The organism is Pseudomonas sp. 5Ae-yellow (assembly GCF_014077575.1).
In the GTDB taxonomy this organism is placed as follows: Bacteria; Pseudomonadota; Gammaproteobacteria; order Pseudomonadales; family Pseudomonadaceae; genus Halopseudomonas; species Halopseudomonas neustonica.
On sequence record NZ_JACGWE010000004.1, the window covers coordinates 134,184 to 152,016 of the forward strand.

At 57.0% G+C, this 17,833-nt stretch carries 19 protein-coding genes and 2 tRNA genes; 8 read left to right on the plus strand and 13 right to left on the minus strand.

The genetic code is table 11. The annotated features are described in order from the left end of the window. Positions 1-110: 110 nt before the first annotated feature. Genes minD through H4J77_RS04430 form a run of 4 tightly spaced genes read left to right on the plus strand, consistent with a single transcriptional unit; the run spans position 111 to position 3,179 of the window. On the plus strand, positions 111-920 hold the full coding sequence (gene minD / locus H4J77_RS04415) for a septum site-determining protein MinD (protein ID WP_123890710.1): 810 nt from the start codon (positions 111-113) through the stop codon (positions 918-920). Further along, positions 921-1,178 carry a cell division topological specificity factor MinE gene (minE, locus tag H4J77_RS04420; RefSeq protein WP_092288215.1) on the plus strand — a complete coding sequence of 86 codons (258 nt, stop codon included), beginning with the start codon at positions 921-923 and terminating at the stop codon, positions 1,176-1,178. A gap of 43 nt (positions 1,179-1,221) precedes the next feature. After that, positions 1,222-1,857, plus strand: coding sequence for an RluA family pseudouridine synthase (locus H4J77_RS04425; protein ID WP_182247196.1), 636 nt, complete (start codon positions 1,222-1,224; stop codon positions 1,855-1,857). A gap of 26 nt (positions 1,858-1,883) precedes the next feature. After that, entirely contained in the window at positions 1,884-3,179 is a 1,296-nt protein-coding gene (locus tag H4J77_RS04430) for a M18 family aminopeptidase (protein ID WP_182247197.1), read from the plus strand. A gap of 55 nt (positions 3,180-3,234) precedes the next feature. Here the strand turns inward: H4J77_RS04430 and H4J77_RS04435 are convergent, their stop codons facing one another. Next, a complete protein-coding gene (locus H4J77_RS04435; protein ID WP_404940749.1) occupies positions 3,235-4,188 on the minus strand; it encodes an NAD(P)H-quinone oxidoreductase in 954 nt (317 codons plus the stop codon). A gap of 98 nt (positions 4,189-4,286) precedes the next feature. On the opposite strand from H4J77_RS04435, the gene H4J77_RS04440 reads away from it, so the two are divergent. The 3 genes from H4J77_RS04440 (at position 4,287) to H4J77_RS04450 (ending at position 9,111) form a co-directional block, all read left to right on the plus strand. Continuing rightward, positions 4,287-6,380: a carboxy terminal-processing peptidase gene (locus H4J77_RS04440; RefSeq protein ID WP_182247201.1), complete on the plus strand. Its 2,094-nt coding sequence runs from the start codon at positions 4,287-4,289 to the stop codon at positions 6,378-6,380. 141 nt (positions 6,381-6,521) lie between these two features. Then, positions 6,522-8,327, plus strand: coding sequence for a bifunctional diguanylate cyclase/phosphodiesterase (locus tag H4J77_RS04445; protein WP_182247203.1), 1,806 nt, complete (start codon positions 6,522-6,524; stop codon positions 8,325-8,327). A gap of 49 nt (positions 8,328-8,376) precedes the next feature. Then, positions 8,377-9,111, plus strand: a complete 735-nt coding sequence (locus tag H4J77_RS04450) for an ABC transporter substrate-binding protein (RefSeq protein WP_158611300.1) — start codon at positions 8,377-8,379, stop codon at positions 9,109-9,111. Positions 9,112-9,398: 287 nt separating this feature from the next. Here H4J77_RS04450 and H4J77_RS04455 read toward each other — a convergent pair whose 3' ends face one another. The 3 genes from H4J77_RS04455 to H4J77_RS04465 all read right to left on the minus strand — a co-directional run bounded on the left by H4J77_RS04455 (position 9,399) and on the right by H4J77_RS04465 (position 10,430). Beyond that, positions 9,399-10,097, minus strand: a complete 699-nt coding sequence (locus H4J77_RS04455; RefSeq protein WP_123890703.1) for an FKBP-type peptidyl-prolyl cis-trans isomerase — start codon at positions 10,095-10,097, stop codon at positions 9,399-9,401. A gap of 165 nt (positions 10,098-10,262) precedes the next feature. Further along, positions 10,263-10,339, minus strand: a tRNA-Asp gene (locus tag H4J77_RS04460). Positions 10,340-10,354: 15 nt separating this feature from the next. Then, positions 10,355-10,430, minus strand: a tRNA-Val gene (locus tag H4J77_RS04465). A gap of 192 nt (positions 10,431-10,622) precedes the next feature. Here H4J77_RS04465 and rdgC point away from each other — a divergent pair. Beyond that, positions 10,623-11,540, plus strand: a complete 918-nt coding sequence (gene rdgC / locus H4J77_RS04470) for a recombination-associated protein RdgC (RefSeq protein ID WP_123890702.1) — start codon at positions 10,623-10,625, stop codon at positions 11,538-11,540. A 335-nt stretch (positions 11,541-11,875) separates the two neighbouring features. Here rdgC and bamD read toward each other — a convergent pair whose 3' ends face one another. The 9 genes from bamD to gspG are packed head-to-tail and all read right to left on the minus strand — an operon-like array spanning position 11,876 to position 17,832. After that, positions 11,876-12,502, minus strand: coding sequence for an outer membrane protein assembly factor BamD (gene bamD / locus H4J77_RS04475; protein ID WP_158611299.1), 627 nt, complete (start codon positions 12,500-12,502; stop codon positions 11,876-11,878). 35 nt (positions 12,503-12,537) lie between these two features. Further along, positions 12,538-13,296 (minus strand): type II secretion system protein N, encoded by a 759-nt coding sequence (locus H4J77_RS04480; RefSeq protein ID WP_182247205.1) that lies wholly within the window; start codon positions 13,294-13,296, stop codon positions 12,538-12,540. Then, positions 13,296-13,772 (minus strand): type II secretion system protein GspM, encoded by a 477-nt coding sequence (gene gspM, locus H4J77_RS04485; protein WP_182247207.1) that lies wholly within the window; start codon positions 13,770-13,772, stop codon positions 13,296-13,298. The genes H4J77_RS04480 and gspM overlap by 1 nt, the downstream gene beginning before the upstream one ends. Continuing rightward, positions 13,769-15,007 (minus strand): type II secretion system protein GspL, encoded by a 1,239-nt coding sequence (gene gspL / locus H4J77_RS04490; RefSeq protein ID WP_182247209.1) that lies wholly within the window; start codon positions 15,005-15,007, stop codon positions 13,769-13,771. Before gspL ends, gspM begins: the two co-directional genes overlap by 4 nt. Before the next feature lie 22 nt (positions 15,008-15,029). Further along, positions 15,030-15,833 (minus strand): type II secretion system minor pseudopilin GspK, encoded by an 804-nt coding sequence (gene gspK, locus H4J77_RS04495; RefSeq protein WP_123890697.1) that lies wholly within the window; start codon positions 15,831-15,833, stop codon positions 15,030-15,032. After that, a complete protein-coding gene (gspJ, locus tag H4J77_RS04500) occupies positions 15,830-16,456 on the minus strand; it encodes a type II secretion system minor pseudopilin GspJ (RefSeq protein WP_182247211.1) in 627 nt (208 codons plus the stop codon). The genes gspK and gspJ overlap by 4 nt, the downstream gene beginning before the upstream one ends. After that, complete coding sequence (gspI, locus tag H4J77_RS04505) at positions 16,453-16,842, minus strand: type II secretion system minor pseudopilin GspI (RefSeq protein WP_123890695.1); 390 nt, start codon at positions 16,840-16,842, stop codon at positions 16,453-16,455. The genes gspJ and gspI overlap by 4 nt, the downstream gene beginning before the upstream one ends. Continuing rightward, positions 16,829-17,365: a type II secretion system minor pseudopilin GspH gene (gene gspH / locus H4J77_RS04510; RefSeq protein WP_182247213.1), complete on the minus strand. Its 537-nt coding sequence runs from the start codon at positions 17,363-17,365 to the stop codon at positions 16,829-16,831. Before gspH ends, gspI begins: the two co-directional genes overlap by 14 nt. Continuing rightward, positions 17,365-17,832: a type II secretion system major pseudopilin GspG gene (gene gspG / locus H4J77_RS04515; protein ID WP_218565778.1), complete on the minus strand. Its 468-nt coding sequence runs from the start codon at positions 17,830-17,832 to the stop codon at positions 17,365-17,367. Before gspG ends, gspH begins: the two co-directional genes overlap by 1 nt. Position 17,833 lies beyond the last annotated feature (1 nt).

The following is a 17,833-nucleotide window of genomic DNA, read 5'->3' on the forward strand; positions in this document are numbered from 1 at the left end:
TGGCCTCTGGCCAACCGATGGGCCCCACCAGAACATCATTTTTCGCGCTGATAACCGCATTTTTTCAGCGCGACATTCCACCATTAGAGAAATTCGACAGGAAGGTCATCTTGGCTAAGATCATCGTCGTCACATCAGGCAAAGGCGGGGTAGGCAAAACCACTACCAGCGCTGCCATCGGTACCGGTTTGGCACTGCGCGGGTACAAGACAGTCATCGTCGACTTCGACGTCGGGCTGCGTAATCTGGACCTGATCATGGGCTGTGAGCGGCGCGTAGTCTATGACTTCGTCAACGTTATCAACGGCGACTCCAACCTTAATCAGACCCTGATCAAGGACAAGCGCTCCGATAATCTGTTTATTCTCCCCGCGTCACAAACCCGTGACAAAGACGCCCTGACTCCGGAAGGCGTCGAGCGCGTACTGAATGAACTGAAAGAAACCTTCGACTATATCGTATGCGACTCGCCTGCCGGTATCGAGAAAGGTGCCCACCTGGCGATGTACTTTGCCGATGAAGCCGTGGTTGTTACCAACCCGGAAGTATCATCGGTGCGTGACTCCGACCGCATGCTGGGCTTGCTGGCAAGCAAATCCAAACACGCAGAAGCCGGCGAGAAGATCAAAGAGCACCTACTACTGACCCGCTACAACCCGGAGCGCGTCGAAAACGGCGAAATGCTGTCGGTCAGCGACGTTGAAGACATCCTGTCAATTCCATTGCTGGGCGTTATCCCCGAGTCGCAGGCCGTGCTCAAGGCGTCCAACCAGGGCGTACCCGTCATTATGGACGACAAGAGCGACGCGGGTCAGGCTTACGCCGACGCGGTTGAGCGCTTGCTTGGCAAAGATATGCCGCACCGCTTTTTGGAATTACAAAAGAAGGGGCTGCTGCAGCGCCTGTTTGGAGGTCGGTAAATGAGCATTTTCGACTACTTCCGCGACCGCAAAAAACCGGCGACTGCATCTATTGCCAAAGAGCGTTTGCAGATCATAGTCGCCCACGAACGTGGCCAACGTAACCAGCCCGATTACCTGCCGCAGCTGCAGCAGGAAATTATCGACGTGATCAGCAAGTATGTTCAGATTGATCGCGAACAGGTGCATGTCGCCCTCGACAACCAGGACGATTGCTCGATCCTGGAGCTGAACATCACCCTGCCCGAACGCCCCTGAAGACTATGCGCCGCCTGCATCAGGGCGGCGCAGCGGAATCATCATGCCCCTGACCGATATCGGCATCCTGCATCAGGATCCGGCCTTTCTCATCGTCAACAAGCCCACTCTTTTGCTATCCGTACCCGGCCGCGCCGAGGATAACAAGGATTGCCTGATCACCCGCCTGCAAGATAACGGCTATCCTGAAGCCCGTATTGTGCACCGCCTGGACTGGGAAACGTCCGGACTACTGGTCATCGCCCGCAACCCCGATGCTCACCGCGAGCTGTCACGTCAGTTTCATGACCGTGAAACAGAAAAGGCCTACATTGCGTTATGCTGGGGACAGCCCGATACCGACTCCGGCCATATTGACCTGCCACTGCGCTATGACCCGCCCAACAAACCGAGGCACATAGTCGACCATGAGCAAGGCAAGCACGCGCAAACCTTTTGGCGGATACTGGAGCGACACGGTGACTACTGTCGAGTAGAGCTAACTCCGATTACCGGCCGCTCACATCAATTGCGCGTTCACATGCTGGCGATCGGGCATCCCTTGCTAGGTGATCGCCTGTATGCGCACGAGCAGGCGCTGGCAGCTTGCCCACGACTGGCACTGCATGCCGCCAAGCTAGTGATAAGCCATCCAGAGACCGCCGAACGCTTGTCCTTTGAGTGCCCCTGCCCTTTTTGAATCACACTGCCCGCGAGGAATACGGCATGTCGCATACCGACTTGAATCAGGACCTGGCTGACTTTATCAGTCAGTCACCTACTCCATTTCACGCCACCGCGACATTGCGCAGCCGCCTGCTCGATGCCGGCTACCAGGCACTGGATGAGCGCGCAGACTGGCAGCTTGAAAGCGGCGGCAAATATCTGGTGACGCGCAACGACTCGTCATTGATTGCCTTTCAGATGGGGGGCGCTGATAGCCTGCAGGGCGGAATTCGCCTAGTCGGCGCGCATACCGACAGCCCGTGCCTTAAGGTCAAGCCGCAACCGGAACTCGATCAGCAAGGCATGTGGCAGCTAGGCATAGAAGTGTATGGCGGCGCCCTGCTCGCGCCCTGGTTCGACCGCGACCTGTCCCTGGCCGGTCGCGTCAGCTTTCGTACTGCAGAAGGACGCATAGCCAGTCGCTTGATCAACTTCAAACGACCCATTGCAATAATCCCCAGTCTGGCTATCCACCTCAATCGCGGCGTCAACGACGGCCTGCCGATCAACCCACAAACCGATCTGCCACCGTTGCTGGCCCACAGCCTGGAACCGGCACGCGACCTGCGCGCCTTGCTGTCTGAGCAATTGCAGCGCGAGCATGCCGATTGCGCCAACCTGGACATCCTCGATTACGAGCTGAGCTTTTATGACACCCAGCCGCCAGCTACTATCGGCCTGGACAATGACTTCTTCAGCGCTGCTCGACTGGACAATCTGCTGTCCTGCCACGTCGGCCTAACCGCACTATTGAGTGCAGAGTCCGAACAGGCCTGCTTGCTGGTCTGCACCGACCATGAAGAGATAGGCTCAAGCTCCAGCTGCGGCGCCGACGGCCCCTTCCTGGAAGACGTACTCAGCCGCATAGTACCGGACGCCGCTCAGCGCGTTCAGGTACTTCAGCGCTCACTGCTGGTGTCCGCGGACAACGCGCATGCAGTACACCCCAACTACGCAGCAAAACACGACGACAATCACGGCCCCAAGCTGAACGCTGGGCCGGTTATCAAGATCAACAGTAACCAGCGCTATGCCACCAACAGCGAGACAGCGGCCTTTTTCCGCTCCCTCTGCGAGGCCGCGAACATTCCGGTGCAAAGCTTTGTTGTGCGCAGCGACATGGGCTGCGGCAGCACCATCGGCCCAATTACCGCGAGCCGCCTGGGCGTGCGCACCGTCGATATAGGCGCGCCCACCTTTGCCATGCATTCCATCAGGGAGCTGGCCGGCAGCCGCGATCCAGGCTATCTAACCAGCGTGTTGCGTCACTTCTACAACTGCGCGCAGCTCATTTAGCGAGCACAAAAAACCCCGCTGCGCATGTTGCACAGCGGGGTTTTAGTCTGCTCGATCAAGCCTCGCGCAGCAGTATCACTTTACCAACGATCTTGTCACTTGCCAGCTCGGCAAACGCCGCCTCGGCATCCTCAAAAGCAAATGTCTTGGCGACCAACGGATGCAGATCGCCCTTGGCAAACAACGGCATCAGGCGTTGTTCCATATCAGCCAGCAAGGTTGCCTTAAAGCCAGCATCGCGGGTGCGCAACGTGGAGCCGATCAGGCGCGCACGCTTGACCAGCATCTTGCCCAGGTCCAGTGTCGCCTCACGGCCACCCATAAGACCAATCAGCACCCAGCGGCCATCAACAGCCAGCAGATCAAGGTGATCAGCAGCGTAGTTAGCACCAACCGGATCCAACACCACATCAAACGGACCTTGGTCGGCCAACGTAGCAATACCATCCTGACGCAATACGCCGCCTTCAGCGCCCAGCTTAATACAAGCGTCCAGTTTTTCCTGGCTGCCGACCGTTACCCAGCACGGGTTACCCTGCGCCTTGCACAGCTGAATGGCTGCGGTACCCACACCACTGGCACCCGCGTGAATCAATACCTTTTCGCCCGGCCGTGCGTTCGCCAGCTCAAAGATATTTAACCAGGCAGTACTGAATACTTCCGGAATGGCAGCGGCTTCAGCCCAGTCGAGATTAGCGGGTACGGTAAGCAAGTGACGCTCATCAACCACGACTTCATCAGCCATACCGCCGCCGGCCAGCAGCGCACAGACCCGATCACCCACTTTCCAGCGCGTGCCCTCGGCGACTTCCACCACCTGACCGGCACACTCCAGCCCCAGCACGCTGGTCACGCCAGCGGGTGGCGGATACATACCCGCCTTTTGCAACAGGTCGGCGCGGTTCAACCCCGCGGCCATGACCTTCACGCGAACTTGGCCAGGTTGCAGTGTTTCTGCTGCCTGTTCCTGCCAAACCAGTGCTCCGCCCTCGGCTTGCAATCCTCTCACGCTGCCTCCATAGTTCATCTAATAGGTAAATACAGTCGGGAACTCAGGCTCCCACACAACCTCTATAAAGCATACTCTCTCCGGATACGATACCCCAGATGAAAGGTTCCAACACCCTGCGCCAGTCATGCCTGATTGCTTTTATGTCAATCAGCGCCACCGTTTTTGCCGCAGAGAAGGCCGAGCCGCTCGACCTTGATCAGCTGCAACCCACTCGTGATCAAGTCATCGCCAGCCTAAACACAGTAGAGCTGCTACGCCGCCATCACTACAACCGTACACGCCTGGACGATGCTCTCTCAGCGCAGGTATACGACACCTACCTGACGCAGCTGGATAGTCAGCGCAGCCTGTTCAGCCAGGAGGACATCGATGGTTTTGCCAAAAACCGGCTGCGCATGGATGACCTGCTGCTCAGCGGCGATCTGAGTGTTGGCTTTGATATGCACAAGCGCCAGCTGGAGCGTTTGGAGCAACGACTGGAATTCACCCTGGGTCTGCTGGAAAATCAGCTATCAACTCTCGACTTCTCCACCGACAAGGAAATCCTGGTTGATCGCGAAGACGCTGCCTGGGCCAGAGATGACGAAGCGCTGCACCAACTCTGGCGCGACCAAATCAAAGATGAAGTGTTGCGCCTGAAGCTGTCCGGCAAAACGTTGGATGACATCCAGACCCAGCTGGTGAAGCGCTACAAGGGACAACAGATACGCATCAGCCAGACCCGCTCGGAAGATATTTTCCAAAATTACATCAACGCACTGGCGCAGGTGTACGACCCCCACACCCAGTACCTGTCACCGGAAAATGCAGAAAACTTCGATATCAACATGAGCCTGTCTCTGGAAGGTATCGGTGCCGTCCTGCAGAGCGATAATGAATACACCAAGATAATGCGCCTGGTCCCCGCCGGACCGGCCCAGCGCAGCCAGCAACTTGCCGCGGCCGACCGTATCGTCGGTGTTGCCCAGGCTGATGGAGAAATGGTGGACGTTATCGGCTGGCGCCTGGACGAAGTGGTCAAGTTGATCCGCGGCCCCAAAGGCTCGAACGTACGCCTGGAAGTCATCCCTGCCAGCAACCCACCCGGCGATATGGCCAGCAAAGTGGTCAACCTGACTCGCGAAGCGATCAAGCTGGAAGACCAGGCAGCCAAGTCACGTGTGATCGAGCTAAACAACCAGGGCCATGACTACCGCATCGGCGTCATTGATCTACCCGGTTTTTACCTCGACTTCAAAGCCTACCGTCAGGGCGATCCGGATTACCGCAGCACTACGCGTGACGTACGTCGCTTGCTCGAAGAGCTGAAAGCAGAGAACGTTGATGGCGTGGTCCTTGATCTGCGTGACAATGGCGGCGGCTCCCTGCAAGAAGCCACCGAATTGACCGGCCTGTTCATCGACCAAGGACCTACCGTACTGGTCCGCAATACTGAAGGCGATGTACAGGTGCTTGACGACCCCGAGTCAGGTGTCACCTACAACGGCCCCATGGCCGTGCTGGTAAACCGCCTATCCGCCTCCGCATCGGAGATCTTTGCTGGCGCCATGCAGGACTATGGCCGCGCGCTCATCATTGGTGAGCCAACCTTTGGCAAAGGCACGGTGCAGTCGATTCAACCGCTCAATCATGGCGAATTGAAATTGACCCTGGCCAAGTTCTATCGTGTTTCCGGTCAGAGCACTCAGCATCGCGGGGTGGTACCCGACATCAGCTATCCATCATTGCTGGACAGTAAGGAAATAGGCGAAAGCGCGCTGCCTCATGCCATGCCGTGGGATACCATTCCGCCTGCGCGCTACAGCAGCAGCCAGCAGCTCAAACCCTTCGTCCAGCAACTGCTGATCGACCATGAAGCGCGCGCGGCAAACGACCCTGACTTTGTCTACACTCTGGCCCGCTTGGGCCTGGACGACGAAATCAAGGCGCGCAAAACCTTGCCGTTGAATGAGGACAAGCGTAAGCAACAGCTGAACGACTACGAGTCACGTCTGTTGGTCATGGAAAATACGCGGCGTACGGCAAACGGTGAGGAGCCGCTAGCCTCTCTGGAAAAAGAAGATCCTGCAGACGAGGTAGCTTTGCACAGCAGCACATCGGACGAAGAGCCCGACGCCTTTCTGGTCGAAACGGGGCAAATTCTGGTGGATCTCCTGCAACTGGAGCATCAGGTGGCCAAGGCCAACTAAGTTGCGCGGCCAACAACTGTAACTTTTCTGTAATATGGTGATGGCACACTGCCTCGGGTCAGTACAATTGCCCGTCAGTGTGCCTATCCAGAGCCTCTCAGGCTGCCGGGCAAAGTAAAATCCATTCGCCCGGGATCGCCAATGACCGTCTCCGAACAACGCCAAGCGCTGCTGAACATCCTCAACAGAGGCGCTATATCCAGCCTGTTTCAGCCCATCGTATCCAGCCTGGAACAACGCGTCATAGGCTATGAGGCGCTGAGCCGAGGCCCTTCCAACAGCCCCCTGCACTCCCCTCTTACCCTGTTTGCTGCCGCTCGCTACCACGGCATGCTAACCGAGCTGGAAATGCTCTGCCGCAGCCACGCCATCGACCGATTTTGTGCCTTAAGGCTGCCTGGCAAGCTGTTTCTCAACGTCTCACCGGAAAGTCTGCTCGAGCAGCAGCATTACTCCGGCGGCACACTGGCAATGCTTGAAGCCAAGGGGTTAACGCCTGATCGTGTAGTGATCGAGCTGACCGAGCAAGCCCCCATAGAAGACCTGAACCTGCTCCAGACTGCGCTCCACCACTACCGCGACATGGGGTTCTCCATTGCGCTGGACGATCTTGGTGCGGGCTACTCCAGCCTGCGCCTGTGGTCCGAATTACACCCAGAGTACGTCAAGATAGACCGGCACTTTGTTGATGGCATACATCAGGACCCTATCAAGCGCGAGTTCGTCGTATCCATTCTGCAAATGGCCAACGCCTCAAGAGCTCAAGTCATCGCCGAAGGCATTGAACAACCCGAAGAACTTGCCGTTCTGGAAGAAATCGGTATCGACTGGGTTCAAGGGTATTGGCTGGGTCGCCCTGCGAGTGTGCCAGAGATAAATCCCGAGCTGCTGGCAGAGCGATTGAATCAGCGTAAATCGACCAGCAGCGACGACGCCCCAATCCACAGCCTGCTGCTGCCCGTAGCCGGGCTGAACGAAAACACGCTGGTACAGAACGTACTGGCTTTTTTTCAGCAACAACCCACGCTCAACACACTAGCCATATTGGACGACCATCAGCGCCCGATCGGCGCGGTGCAACGCCATGCGTTAAGCCAAACCATGCTCAAGCCCTTTGCGCAGGAAATTTACAGTCGCAAACCCATCCGTAAATTAATGGATACCGATTGCTTGCTGGTAGATATACGGCAAAGCCTGCAGCGTGTGAGCCGGCTGCTTACCAGCCGAGCGCGCCAGCGCCTGGAAGACGACTTTATAATTATCGACCAAGGCGTTTATAAAGGGCTGGGACGCGGCATTGACGTACTGCGACAAATCACCGAACTCAAGCTACAACAAGCGCGACACGCCAACCCGCTAACCCTGCTGCCCGGGAACATCCCTATCCAGCAGTGCCTGGAGCGCCTGCTGGAGCAGCAGGAGGACGCACAGCTATGCTACGTCGACCTGGACAACTTCAAGCCCTTTAACGACCTCTATGGTTATGGCAAAGGTGACGAAGTACTACTGGCCCTGGCCCAACTATTACGCGAGCTATGCGACCCACAGAAAGACTTCGTCGGGCACATCGGCGGTGATGACTTCATGCTGGTCATGCGCAGCAAAGACTGGCGCCAAAGGCTTAATCAACTAGATCAGCGCTTTCAGCAATTATGCCTGACCCTTTATCGCCCCGAGCATATAAAAGATCAAGGCTTCAGCGCGCCAGACAGGGAAGGTAATTGGCGCAAACACGACCTACTCAACCTCTCCATCGGCGTACTTCAACTAAGGGGACAACACGCCGAGAAGATAGACCCTGCCTATCTGGCAGAGCACGCCTCCCGCGCCAAACACGATGCAAAAAAGATACGCGGCTTCAGTATTGCACTGTCGAACGCACTGCAGCTAGCGAGCACTGAGCAGGCGCCCGAGCAAAAAGAAGATCATCACTGTCAGATTATTTAGCTCGCCAATGAGCTAAGATTAAAGCGGTATCACTGATAGCGGGTTAACTGTGTCCAATTTCACCTCTGGTCTGGCTTTGGCTGGACTGGCCCTTACAACGCAGCTTAGTCAGGCTCAGCCGCTGCTATGGGGATACTCCCCAGCAGACCCGGCTCCTTATGTGATTGTCCAGAATAACGACTTGCAAGCAGGCCTGACGCACGACATTGGTATCGAAGTCGCCGCCGTAGTCGAGCGCGACGTTATCTTTGTTGCGACCCCAAATAACCGAATTGAAGAATCCCTGGCAAACGGCCGGATTAATATCATCTGCAATACGCAACCAACGTGGCTAGGCTCACCGACATCTCTGCTGTGGACGAAAAGCCTCTATGAGGATGCGGACGTGATAATAACGCGGCTGGACACTCCTGCCCCCGCATCACTCGGCCAGCTCAAAGGGGCAATAGTCGGGACCACGCAGGGCTACCACTACTCCCCCCAGGCAACCCTTGCCTTTGAACAGCAGCTCATCACGCGGCACGACGTACGTGATCTACCAACCAGACTAAAGATGCTTGAACGAGGTCGACTGGATGCCGCCATCGACCTGCGTCGCGCAGTAAAACACCTGCTACCGACCGGCCAAACATCATTTCGTATCAGTAACTGGGCGGTAGAAACCTTCTCACTGCAATGCGCCATTACCAACCCCACTGAAGACAACAGCCAAAGACTGGCCCAAAGCATTGATCAGATGATTGAAGATGGCCGAATGCAACGCATAGTCCAGCGCTTCGACTGAGCAACCCCTTACACCTGGTACATCTTGATCGGTTACCCACAGAACCTGTGGATAACTCTGTGTAAAAAAACTGGAAAAGTGCTTCAAACGCCCGTTAGAAAGCGCTTGCAGTCAAAAAGGGTATATTTTAACCAGAGAAAAAAGCGATATTTTTCAGCCAGTTACAAAGGAAGGAAAGGATCAGAAAATAAGTAGGAAGTAAACAGAAAGTGTTACCGGAAATTGTGCATAAGGGTAACACTTGAATGCCCGAAGGCCTTGCCTCGGGCATTCCTACGTGTTACCGCTTATTCTTCTGTGGGAGCAATGGAGATCAGCTCCATTTCAAACACCAGGACAGAATTAGGCGGAATAACCGGGCTAGGACTGCGCTCACCGTAGGCCAGCTCACTCGGCAAGGTCACTTTCCACTTATCACCCACGTGCATTAGCTGCAGTGCTTCCATCCAGCCAGGAATAACACCATTGACCGGCAGCTCTGCTGGCTCACCGCGCTCGACAGAGCTGTCGAAAACAGTACCATCAACCAAGCGACCTTCGTAATGCACGACAACCACGTCATCCGCAGCAGGCTGCGCAGAATCCTGATCGCCAGCAGTCAAGACTTCATACTGCAAGCCAGACTCGGTGGTTACCACATCGTCTTTCGCGGCATTTTCTTCCAGATACTTCTTATTGGCTTCCAGGGATTTGTCAGCCAGGTTTTTGGCACGCTCTTGCGCGCGCTCCTGCAACGTGGTGAAAGCAGCAGTCAGCTCCTCATCACCTACCCGATGATCAGCCTTGGATAGCGCATCTTCCAGACCGAGCGCCAATGCCTGAGCATCAATATCATCCAGGCCATCCTGCAACAGGCTCTGCCCCATGTTCAAACCAATGCCATAGGAGGCTTGCTGGATAGGGGTAGTAAGTTCTGGTTCCTTCTCGCAACCGGACAATATCAAGACACCGACTGCAACACTGACTGCCAGCAGATTACGCTTCATGCTTACCTCAATAGACAGGCCCACACAGGGCGAAATAAAGCAATCAGCTTAACAGGGCTTGAAGGGGCAGGCTACAGGATCAGAGATAAACGGACAGGCGAATCAGCGCAGTGATAACTGCTACACGATTCAGGGGATAAACAGGATTTACATCTGAGGGGGAAATGGCGCAGCGGACGGGACTCGAACCCGCGACCCCCGGCGTGACAGGCCGGTATTCTAACCAACTGAACTACCGCTGCGCTATATACCTCGAGTGGTGGGTGATGACGGGATCGAACCGCCGACCCTCTGCTTGTAAGGCAGATGCTCTCCCAGCTGAGCTAATCACCCGTTTGCTCTCGAAGTGGGGCGCATTCTAGGCAGCTTTTTCGATTATGGCAACACCTTTTTCAAAAAAAAATTAGCCTATTTCAATATCTTATTCATCAGCCCCGTAAATACTGGTCGTGACGCATGGGCTCAGGCAAAATTGCTCGCTTTCTCGGGCGCACTGCCCCAAGGCAACAACAGAAGGACAGCACAATGTGGTTTCGTAATTTGCTTCTCTATCGCTTCAGTCAACCGATTCCTTTCAGCGAAACCGAGCTGCTCGATGCGCTTGAGGAAAAGCCATCACGTCCCTGCGCCAGCCAGGAAACCCATACACTGGGCTGGACTACCCCCTATGGCCGTCACTCAGAGAACCGACTGGAAACCAGCAACGGTTATTGGCTGATCGCTATGCGCAAAGAAGAACGCATCTTGCCCGGTAGCGTGGTCAAGGAAGCGCTGGCTGAGAAAGTCGAGGAAATCGAGAACCGTGATTCGCGCAAGGTTTACAAGAAAGAGCGCGACACCCTGAAAGACGACATCATCATGTCATTGCTGCCAAGGGCCTTCACGCGCACGCAGACGACCTATGCCTGCATTTGCCCGGGTGAGGGCTGGGTCGCGGTCGATAGCTCCAGCCACAAGCGCGCTGAGGACCTTCTGAGCCTGCTGCGCGAATGCACCGGGACTCTGCCGGTTCGTCCGCTGAACGTTAAGATGGCTCCCGCTGCCTGCATGACCCAGTGGGTGAAAGATGGCAGCGCACCCGAGCAGATGGTGATCGGCGACGAATGTGAATTACGCGACACCAGTGAGGATGGCGGCGTAGTGCGCTGCAAGCGTCAGGATCTGGCCAGCGATGAAATTCAGCTGCACCTCTCAGCCGGTAAGCAAGTCAGTCAACTGGCGCTGCAATGGCAGGAGAAACTCAGCTTCAGCCTGGACGACAAGCTCACCGTCAAGCGCCTGAAGTTTGAAGACCTGCTGCGTGATGAAGCTGATGATAACGCCGGGGATGACATGGCAAGCCAACTGGACGCCAGCTTCAGCATCATGTCCAGCACCCTCAGTGAACTTATTCCCGCGCTTACCAACGCCCTCGGTGGCGAGGATATCCCGCAGGGGATCTGAAACGACGCGTAACTGGCCCGGCCTGCGAAAAGCTATCCACAAAATCTGTGCATAACTTTGTGGATAGCTTGTTTGAACAGCGCGCCGAGCTAGGGTAGCTGGGGCGACGCTGCAAAATGGTTATTTTTTAACCTATTTTTTATCCAATAAAATCAACAACTTACAAATTCAACACCCAAATTCAAGCACTTACAGAGTTATCTTACGGTTCAATGACAGCCCGCCCCGTATCTGTGCACAATGTCAACCCGAGGCGCCCCGAATAAGCGCAAAAAAAGCCGACCGAATCGCTACAAAATCGCTTGACCTGACCCCGCACTCTGACCTAGCAGTAACTAATCTGACGTCGACGATGGCGCCGTACCCAACCAGTGTTGCGCCTCAACGGCAGCCTTGCTTCGTGGGTAATATTGCGTCAAGTAACGCAAGCGCGCCTCGCCTCGCTCGCGTTGTCCGGTTTCCACATCCAGCATGGCCAGGTCGTATTCAGCTTGCGCCATACCTTCCAGCAGGGTCTCCAGGCGCGGCACAATCTCACTGCGATAAGCAGACTCCGGGTAGTGCCGAATGAAGCCAGTCAGTTGGGCATGTGCCTCGCGACCCACTCGTAAGCGCTCCTGGTCATCACCGGCTGCCATTTCAAAGCGCGCGAAGGGCACCATCGCCTGCAGGTACGAGGCGTAATCCTGATACGGCGCATCCGGGTGGCGCTTGGCAAAATCCTCCAACACCAATTCAAGCGGCGGCAGCTGACCCTGCTGCAAACATAGATAGGCCGCCTCCAGGTCGAGCTGTGGGTCACTAAGTTGATGTACCTGCTGCGCCAGATTCATATTGCATTGCCCCATACCCAGGCGCGCTCGCGCATCGGCAACGGCCGAACTCTGTTCCTGCTGCTTTACCGTTGAGCTGGCACAACCTGCTAATCCCAAAAGCACTGCCAGTAACCATACTCCGCGCATCGCGCCCATCCTATTATGCTGTTGCGTTAACATTGTCATTGCAGCCTTGCGCGCCAGTGTACCCAACCATCAGCATCGGGTCGTCCCAACATCGTCAGGCCCTGAATCAAGCCTGGATCAGCCTGCTGGCGAGCCTTTAACCGGGTATCCAGTTGCATGGCCTGTGCCGGACGCCATTTTGCCGTTCCATCGAGCGCCAACGGCCCATCCAGGTCAGAGGAAAGCGTCATCATCAACCAATCGTTTTCACTGCTCAGATCTGCAGCCAGATGCCCCAGCGCGAGTGGTTCCGGCAGGCCGCCGCCCGCCTGTTGCCAAACAATACGTCCCTGCGCCTGGGCTACACGCTCAAACTCCTCCAGCCTAAGCTCGGGAATATCGAGTAGCCAGTCGCCGGTCAGGATAAAAGGCGCCTTGTTCACCGCCGCCATACTGCGCGCATCCAGCCGGCCATTAACCTGCTCCAGTACCAGCGTATCCAGCCCCAGACGCAAGGTGGCGTATACCTGGCCATTTCGCGGACGCCAATCCAGATCAAGCGCCAACTGACCCTTGAGCATGGCCACCGGCAACCAATCCCAGCGCAAGGCACCCTGGTCTATTCCATCTACCCGCATATTGGCAACATTTCCCTGCCACAAACTGCCGGAAATCCCCTGCAGTTCTACCTCCGCCGGCAAGCTCGGCGCCACCTGGCGCCAGACCAGACTCGCTGGCAAATTACTCAGCAGAGTCAATACAAACACCAGCAGGGACAACACCAAAAGGGTTCTGAGTCGCAAAAGACGCTGCATCAGGGACGCTCCACAAGCAATCTGGCAGAGACCATGCCCTTGGCTTCTGTTACGTCCAGCGCTAACTGTGTGACCTGCAATCCCTGGCGCTGCTCGAGGTCGGCCAGCCAACTCAATAACGCGTCCATACCAACCTGATCAAAGCTCAACCGCGCGCCCTGACCTTCCGGCTGCACCCGCGACAGCGCCTCCTTCAAACCAGCCGCATGAGCCGACACTTCAACCAGCGTCAACACTGAGCCACTCGAACTGGTTTCGCCCTGTGACATCCGCGCCCGACGCCTAACGTCGTCCACTACCTGCTCCATCCAGAGACGTTCGGCTGACAACGTCCGCACTTCCTGCCTGAGCTCTGCACGTCCGGCAATCAGCGGCTCCCAGATAACCAGCCAGAAAGCCATAACCAGCAAAAACACCGATCCTGCCAGCAAAATCAGTCGTTCACGCGGGGCCAGTCCTGCCCACCAGCTTTTCATGAGCCACTCCTTTGTACTTTCACGCGCGCGGAAACGCCGTCATTCTCCGAATCAGCTCCTTCCAGGTTCTCGCTAATGCCCGGTAACGCTGACAGCTCCGCCCTGATAGCCTCAAGGTCCGAGAAAGAGGCCACGCGCAGCTCAATTTCAGCGCTATCCTGGTTACCGCGAATCTTCACCACCTCAGCATTCGGGTGCTCTGCCAGCACCGTGAAGAACGCATGCAACAGGGGCCCCATACCGCTATCCGAGCTAATCTGCGCGCCCCCCTGCAGGGTTTGGCGAAACTGCATGACCGGATCACTACGCCGACTGTTCGGCATGCCGCGATCAAACAAACGGTCAATATCTGCCCGCAGACTGTCGCGCTCTTGGCTGAGAATCATGTGCTCTCCAGCGAGCCACCCCAAGGCCAACAACAACGAGACCCCGCTGGCGATCATCAACGGCCGCAACTTGCGCCAGGGCGGTGCGGCCATACTGACGGCATAGGTCCCACAAAGCAGGTTGAATGGTGGTTGGTTGCGCACGGCCTGATGCAAGGCTGGAGCAAGGCGGTCGCTAACCGGAAGCTGCGTTATCTGTACCGTCTCGGGCAACGAAAGATTGAGTTCTGCCAGCGTCAACCCCGACAAACCAAGCTGTTGGGCGCCAGCTTCCAGCGCAGCCAAGCGGCGTGTAATCCAGATGCCCGCCAGGCTGCGGTCCAGCAGCACTGGCTCCTCTGAGGAGGACAGCACCAGTACTTGCTCTGTTTGCTGGGGCCACGGTGACGCGGCAACCAAAAGCGCCTGCTGCGGACTCTCATCCGCATGCAGCGTAGCCTGCGGCAAGAGCCCTTCGAGCCGCCAGCCGGCTTGGCGAAAACGCTCAAGCCAGCTTTGCATGGGCGTGTGCGAGACAACCGCCGCACTGGTCTGGCCGTCGGCACGACGCGGCCCCATGACAATATGCAGCTCATCCAGCTCCTGGCTGACCAGCTCTTCCAGCGCATAGGGCAATGCGGCGCGCGCCGCAGCGGCGCGCTGTGTGGGCAGTCGCACCCGGAACAGGTTAACCGACGAAGCTGGCGCCAACGCCCGAATACGCTCATTGCCAAAGCGTTGGCGCAGCGCACCCAGCCCGTCCAGACCGTTGTCCAGCTGGCTACCATCGCGATCACAACGCCACCAGTACAGGGCCGGATCAGCATCGTCCGCCAGCAGCGGTTGTTCAGGTAAAAGCACTATCAACATAGATTGTCTGATCCAATTATTATCATGGCTCACAAGCCGTTTGTTCTCGCAGGACCACTTTGCCGTTGGGCGCATCCAGCAAGGTGCATTGAAAAAAGCGCCGCTCACCAAACTCAGCGACTATTTGCAGGCGCATAAACCAGGCCGCATCATCACCTGATGCGCGGTCAGCAAAGACCTCTTTCATCAGATCCGGGCTTCGCTCCAGGTCGATCGGACTTTCCTGTGCGGGGTAAGCCGTCACATAGGGTGCCAGCGCTTGCCAGGCTTCGCTGGTCATACCCGCCACTGAGTTCAATTCAGAGGCAACCAGCATGGTGCGATTGGCGGACAACCTCGGTGGATCCTGCAGGCGGTATAGCGGGTCATCGGTCTCGGGATCCATCCAGTCGCTGACCGCCACGGCCAGCTGCGCCCCTGATGGCATAGTCACACCTGAATCCTGCGCCACCCGATCAACCAGTCGCGCGAAATCGGCTTGCTGCTGTTCGTCACCGCCCGCTAGCGCATTCAAGTTGTAGCGACACCGCATGTTATCCAACGTGGCCTGGAGCTTTACCTGGTCAACCTCGAAGGGCAAAACAGGTGATAGACAGGTATCCCATAGCAAATCATCAGGTCCATCTGCCTGTTCCAACACCTGCAGCACCATTTTTTCCGCGCCTAGCGCTATGTGCCGTGACAGATCACGCTCGAATACCGCGCTGCTGCGGCGAATATCGGCCTGCCCGCGCAAAACCATACCCACGGCCGCTGTCACCGCCAGCGCCACCACCAGCAAAGCGGTAATCAGCGCCACACCGCGCTGCTGCGCCTGCGGCTTCATAGCGTGCCTACCGGAATCAGGCGTCGAATCAACCCCAGGCGCGGCACATCCAGCACAAGCTCAACCGCCAAGGGCAATTGACTGCTGCTGGGATCAAGCCCTTCCGGTGGCCAATTATTGACCCGCTCCAGGCCGCCGGGACCGCGTACCACGAAAGCAAAGCCCGTCTCAACACCCAAGCGCTCGCCCTCTTCCACCAGATCAGCAAAGGGCTGAATACGCCGCTGCTCGGCATCGGTAATATCAACACCGGGCCAAAGCTCGCGCTCCAGCCCGGCTTCCGTGAGTCGCCAGGCAGTGCGTCGCAAGCGCTGATCTCCGCCGGAACCGGCGCGCACAATTTCCAGCAGCGGCTGCTCGGTACCGGCCAGCAACCGCAACGGCGGCAAACGATCGCCAAACTCATCGCGCACCTGAATATCAACCATCTGCGCCAGGTCTCGCTCCAGCACACTCAGACTAACCTGCAAATCTGCCAACTGACTGGAACTGGCACGCGTCACATGATCCGCATCCAGCACCGCGCGCAGACCGGAATAGGCCACCACACTCATGATCGCGAATACCGCCATGGCAATCAGCAGTTCGAGCAGGGTAAACCCTCGGGATTGTTGCGTGTTCATGGCAGCACAAAGCCGCTAACAACAGCCCGTTGTCCGCTTTCATCGCCCGGCAACAACCAGAGCCGGATATCGATTCGGCGTACCGCAGGCAATGGAAATGGCGAGGTGGCACTGTAGTCGCTGACCTGAGCCTTATAGCCAAAGCGATAAGGTCCCATCTCGGTCTGCCCATTCAGATCGCCCACCGCCGCTGGCCGCATGCCGGACTGATATTCCGCCAGCAGATTTTCTCCGGCCCAATGCGCCATGGTGCGCTCCTGAAGATAGATGGTATTGCGGGCATGATCACTGCCGGACTTGACCAGCGCTGCGAGCGCTACCGCCAGGATGGTCAACGCAACCATGACTTCAAGCAGGGTAAAGCCGCCGGATTTACGGGCGCTCATTACTCACCTCAATACTCCCATCCAGGCTGATACTCAGATACTGCACCAGGTCCTTGCCTGGCACCCGCAACACAATCAGCCCCGGTGTCAGCTCTCCGGTATTACTCAGTCGTACATGCGGCTTCCAGCTGTCGGTTTGTGACAGACTCTGCCGCGCGCCGTCAGTCTCATACTCAAGTTCCACCACGCCTTCAGTGAAGTAGTGCGGCCCTAGCTGCGGGTCCTGCAGCGCTTGCCATTCACGGGTAGCGTCATCGAGCAACACCAGATCAAGCATGCTGTAACCCTCTTTGCGCAACCCTAGCGCGCGATCAGCGCCACCGGTAATAAGCAATTCGTCATGGGCCAATTGCAGCACACCGGCCAGCCGCTGCGCCTCCTGGCGTAGTTCACGATCAGCACCATCACCAATGGCCAGCGTTGCCAGCCCAGCAATCACGCCAATCAGCACCATCACGACCAGCAGCTCGATCAGGGTAAACCCCGTCTGCGCGCTCCCGCGAGATAGCCGCCGTTGTTTCATCAGGGTTGATTCGTCTGATCCAGATCCCAGTTACCAATATCCATATTGGCCTCGGTACCGCCCGGACGACCATCGGCCCCCAGGCTATAAATATCGAACTGACGGCCATCGCGACCTGGGGTCTGATACTGGTAGTCGTTGCCCCACGGATCTTTCTGCAAGCGGTCAAGGTACCCGCCGGTACGCCAGTTACGCGGCGCGTTCTGGCCCGTCGGCAAGCGCACGAGCGCATTCAGCCCCTGCTCGGTGGTCGGGTAGTTGAAGTTGTCGAGACGATACAGATTAAGGGCGCTTTCCAGCGCTCGAATGTCGCTCTGCGCCTTGGTGATGCGGGCCTGATCCGGACGATCCATAACGCGCGGCACCACCACTGCAGCAAGAATGCCCAGGATAACTACTACCACCATGATCTCAATCAGGGTAAAACCGCGCTGAGCAGCGCGCGCCGGCTTGTTTGCAATACACATC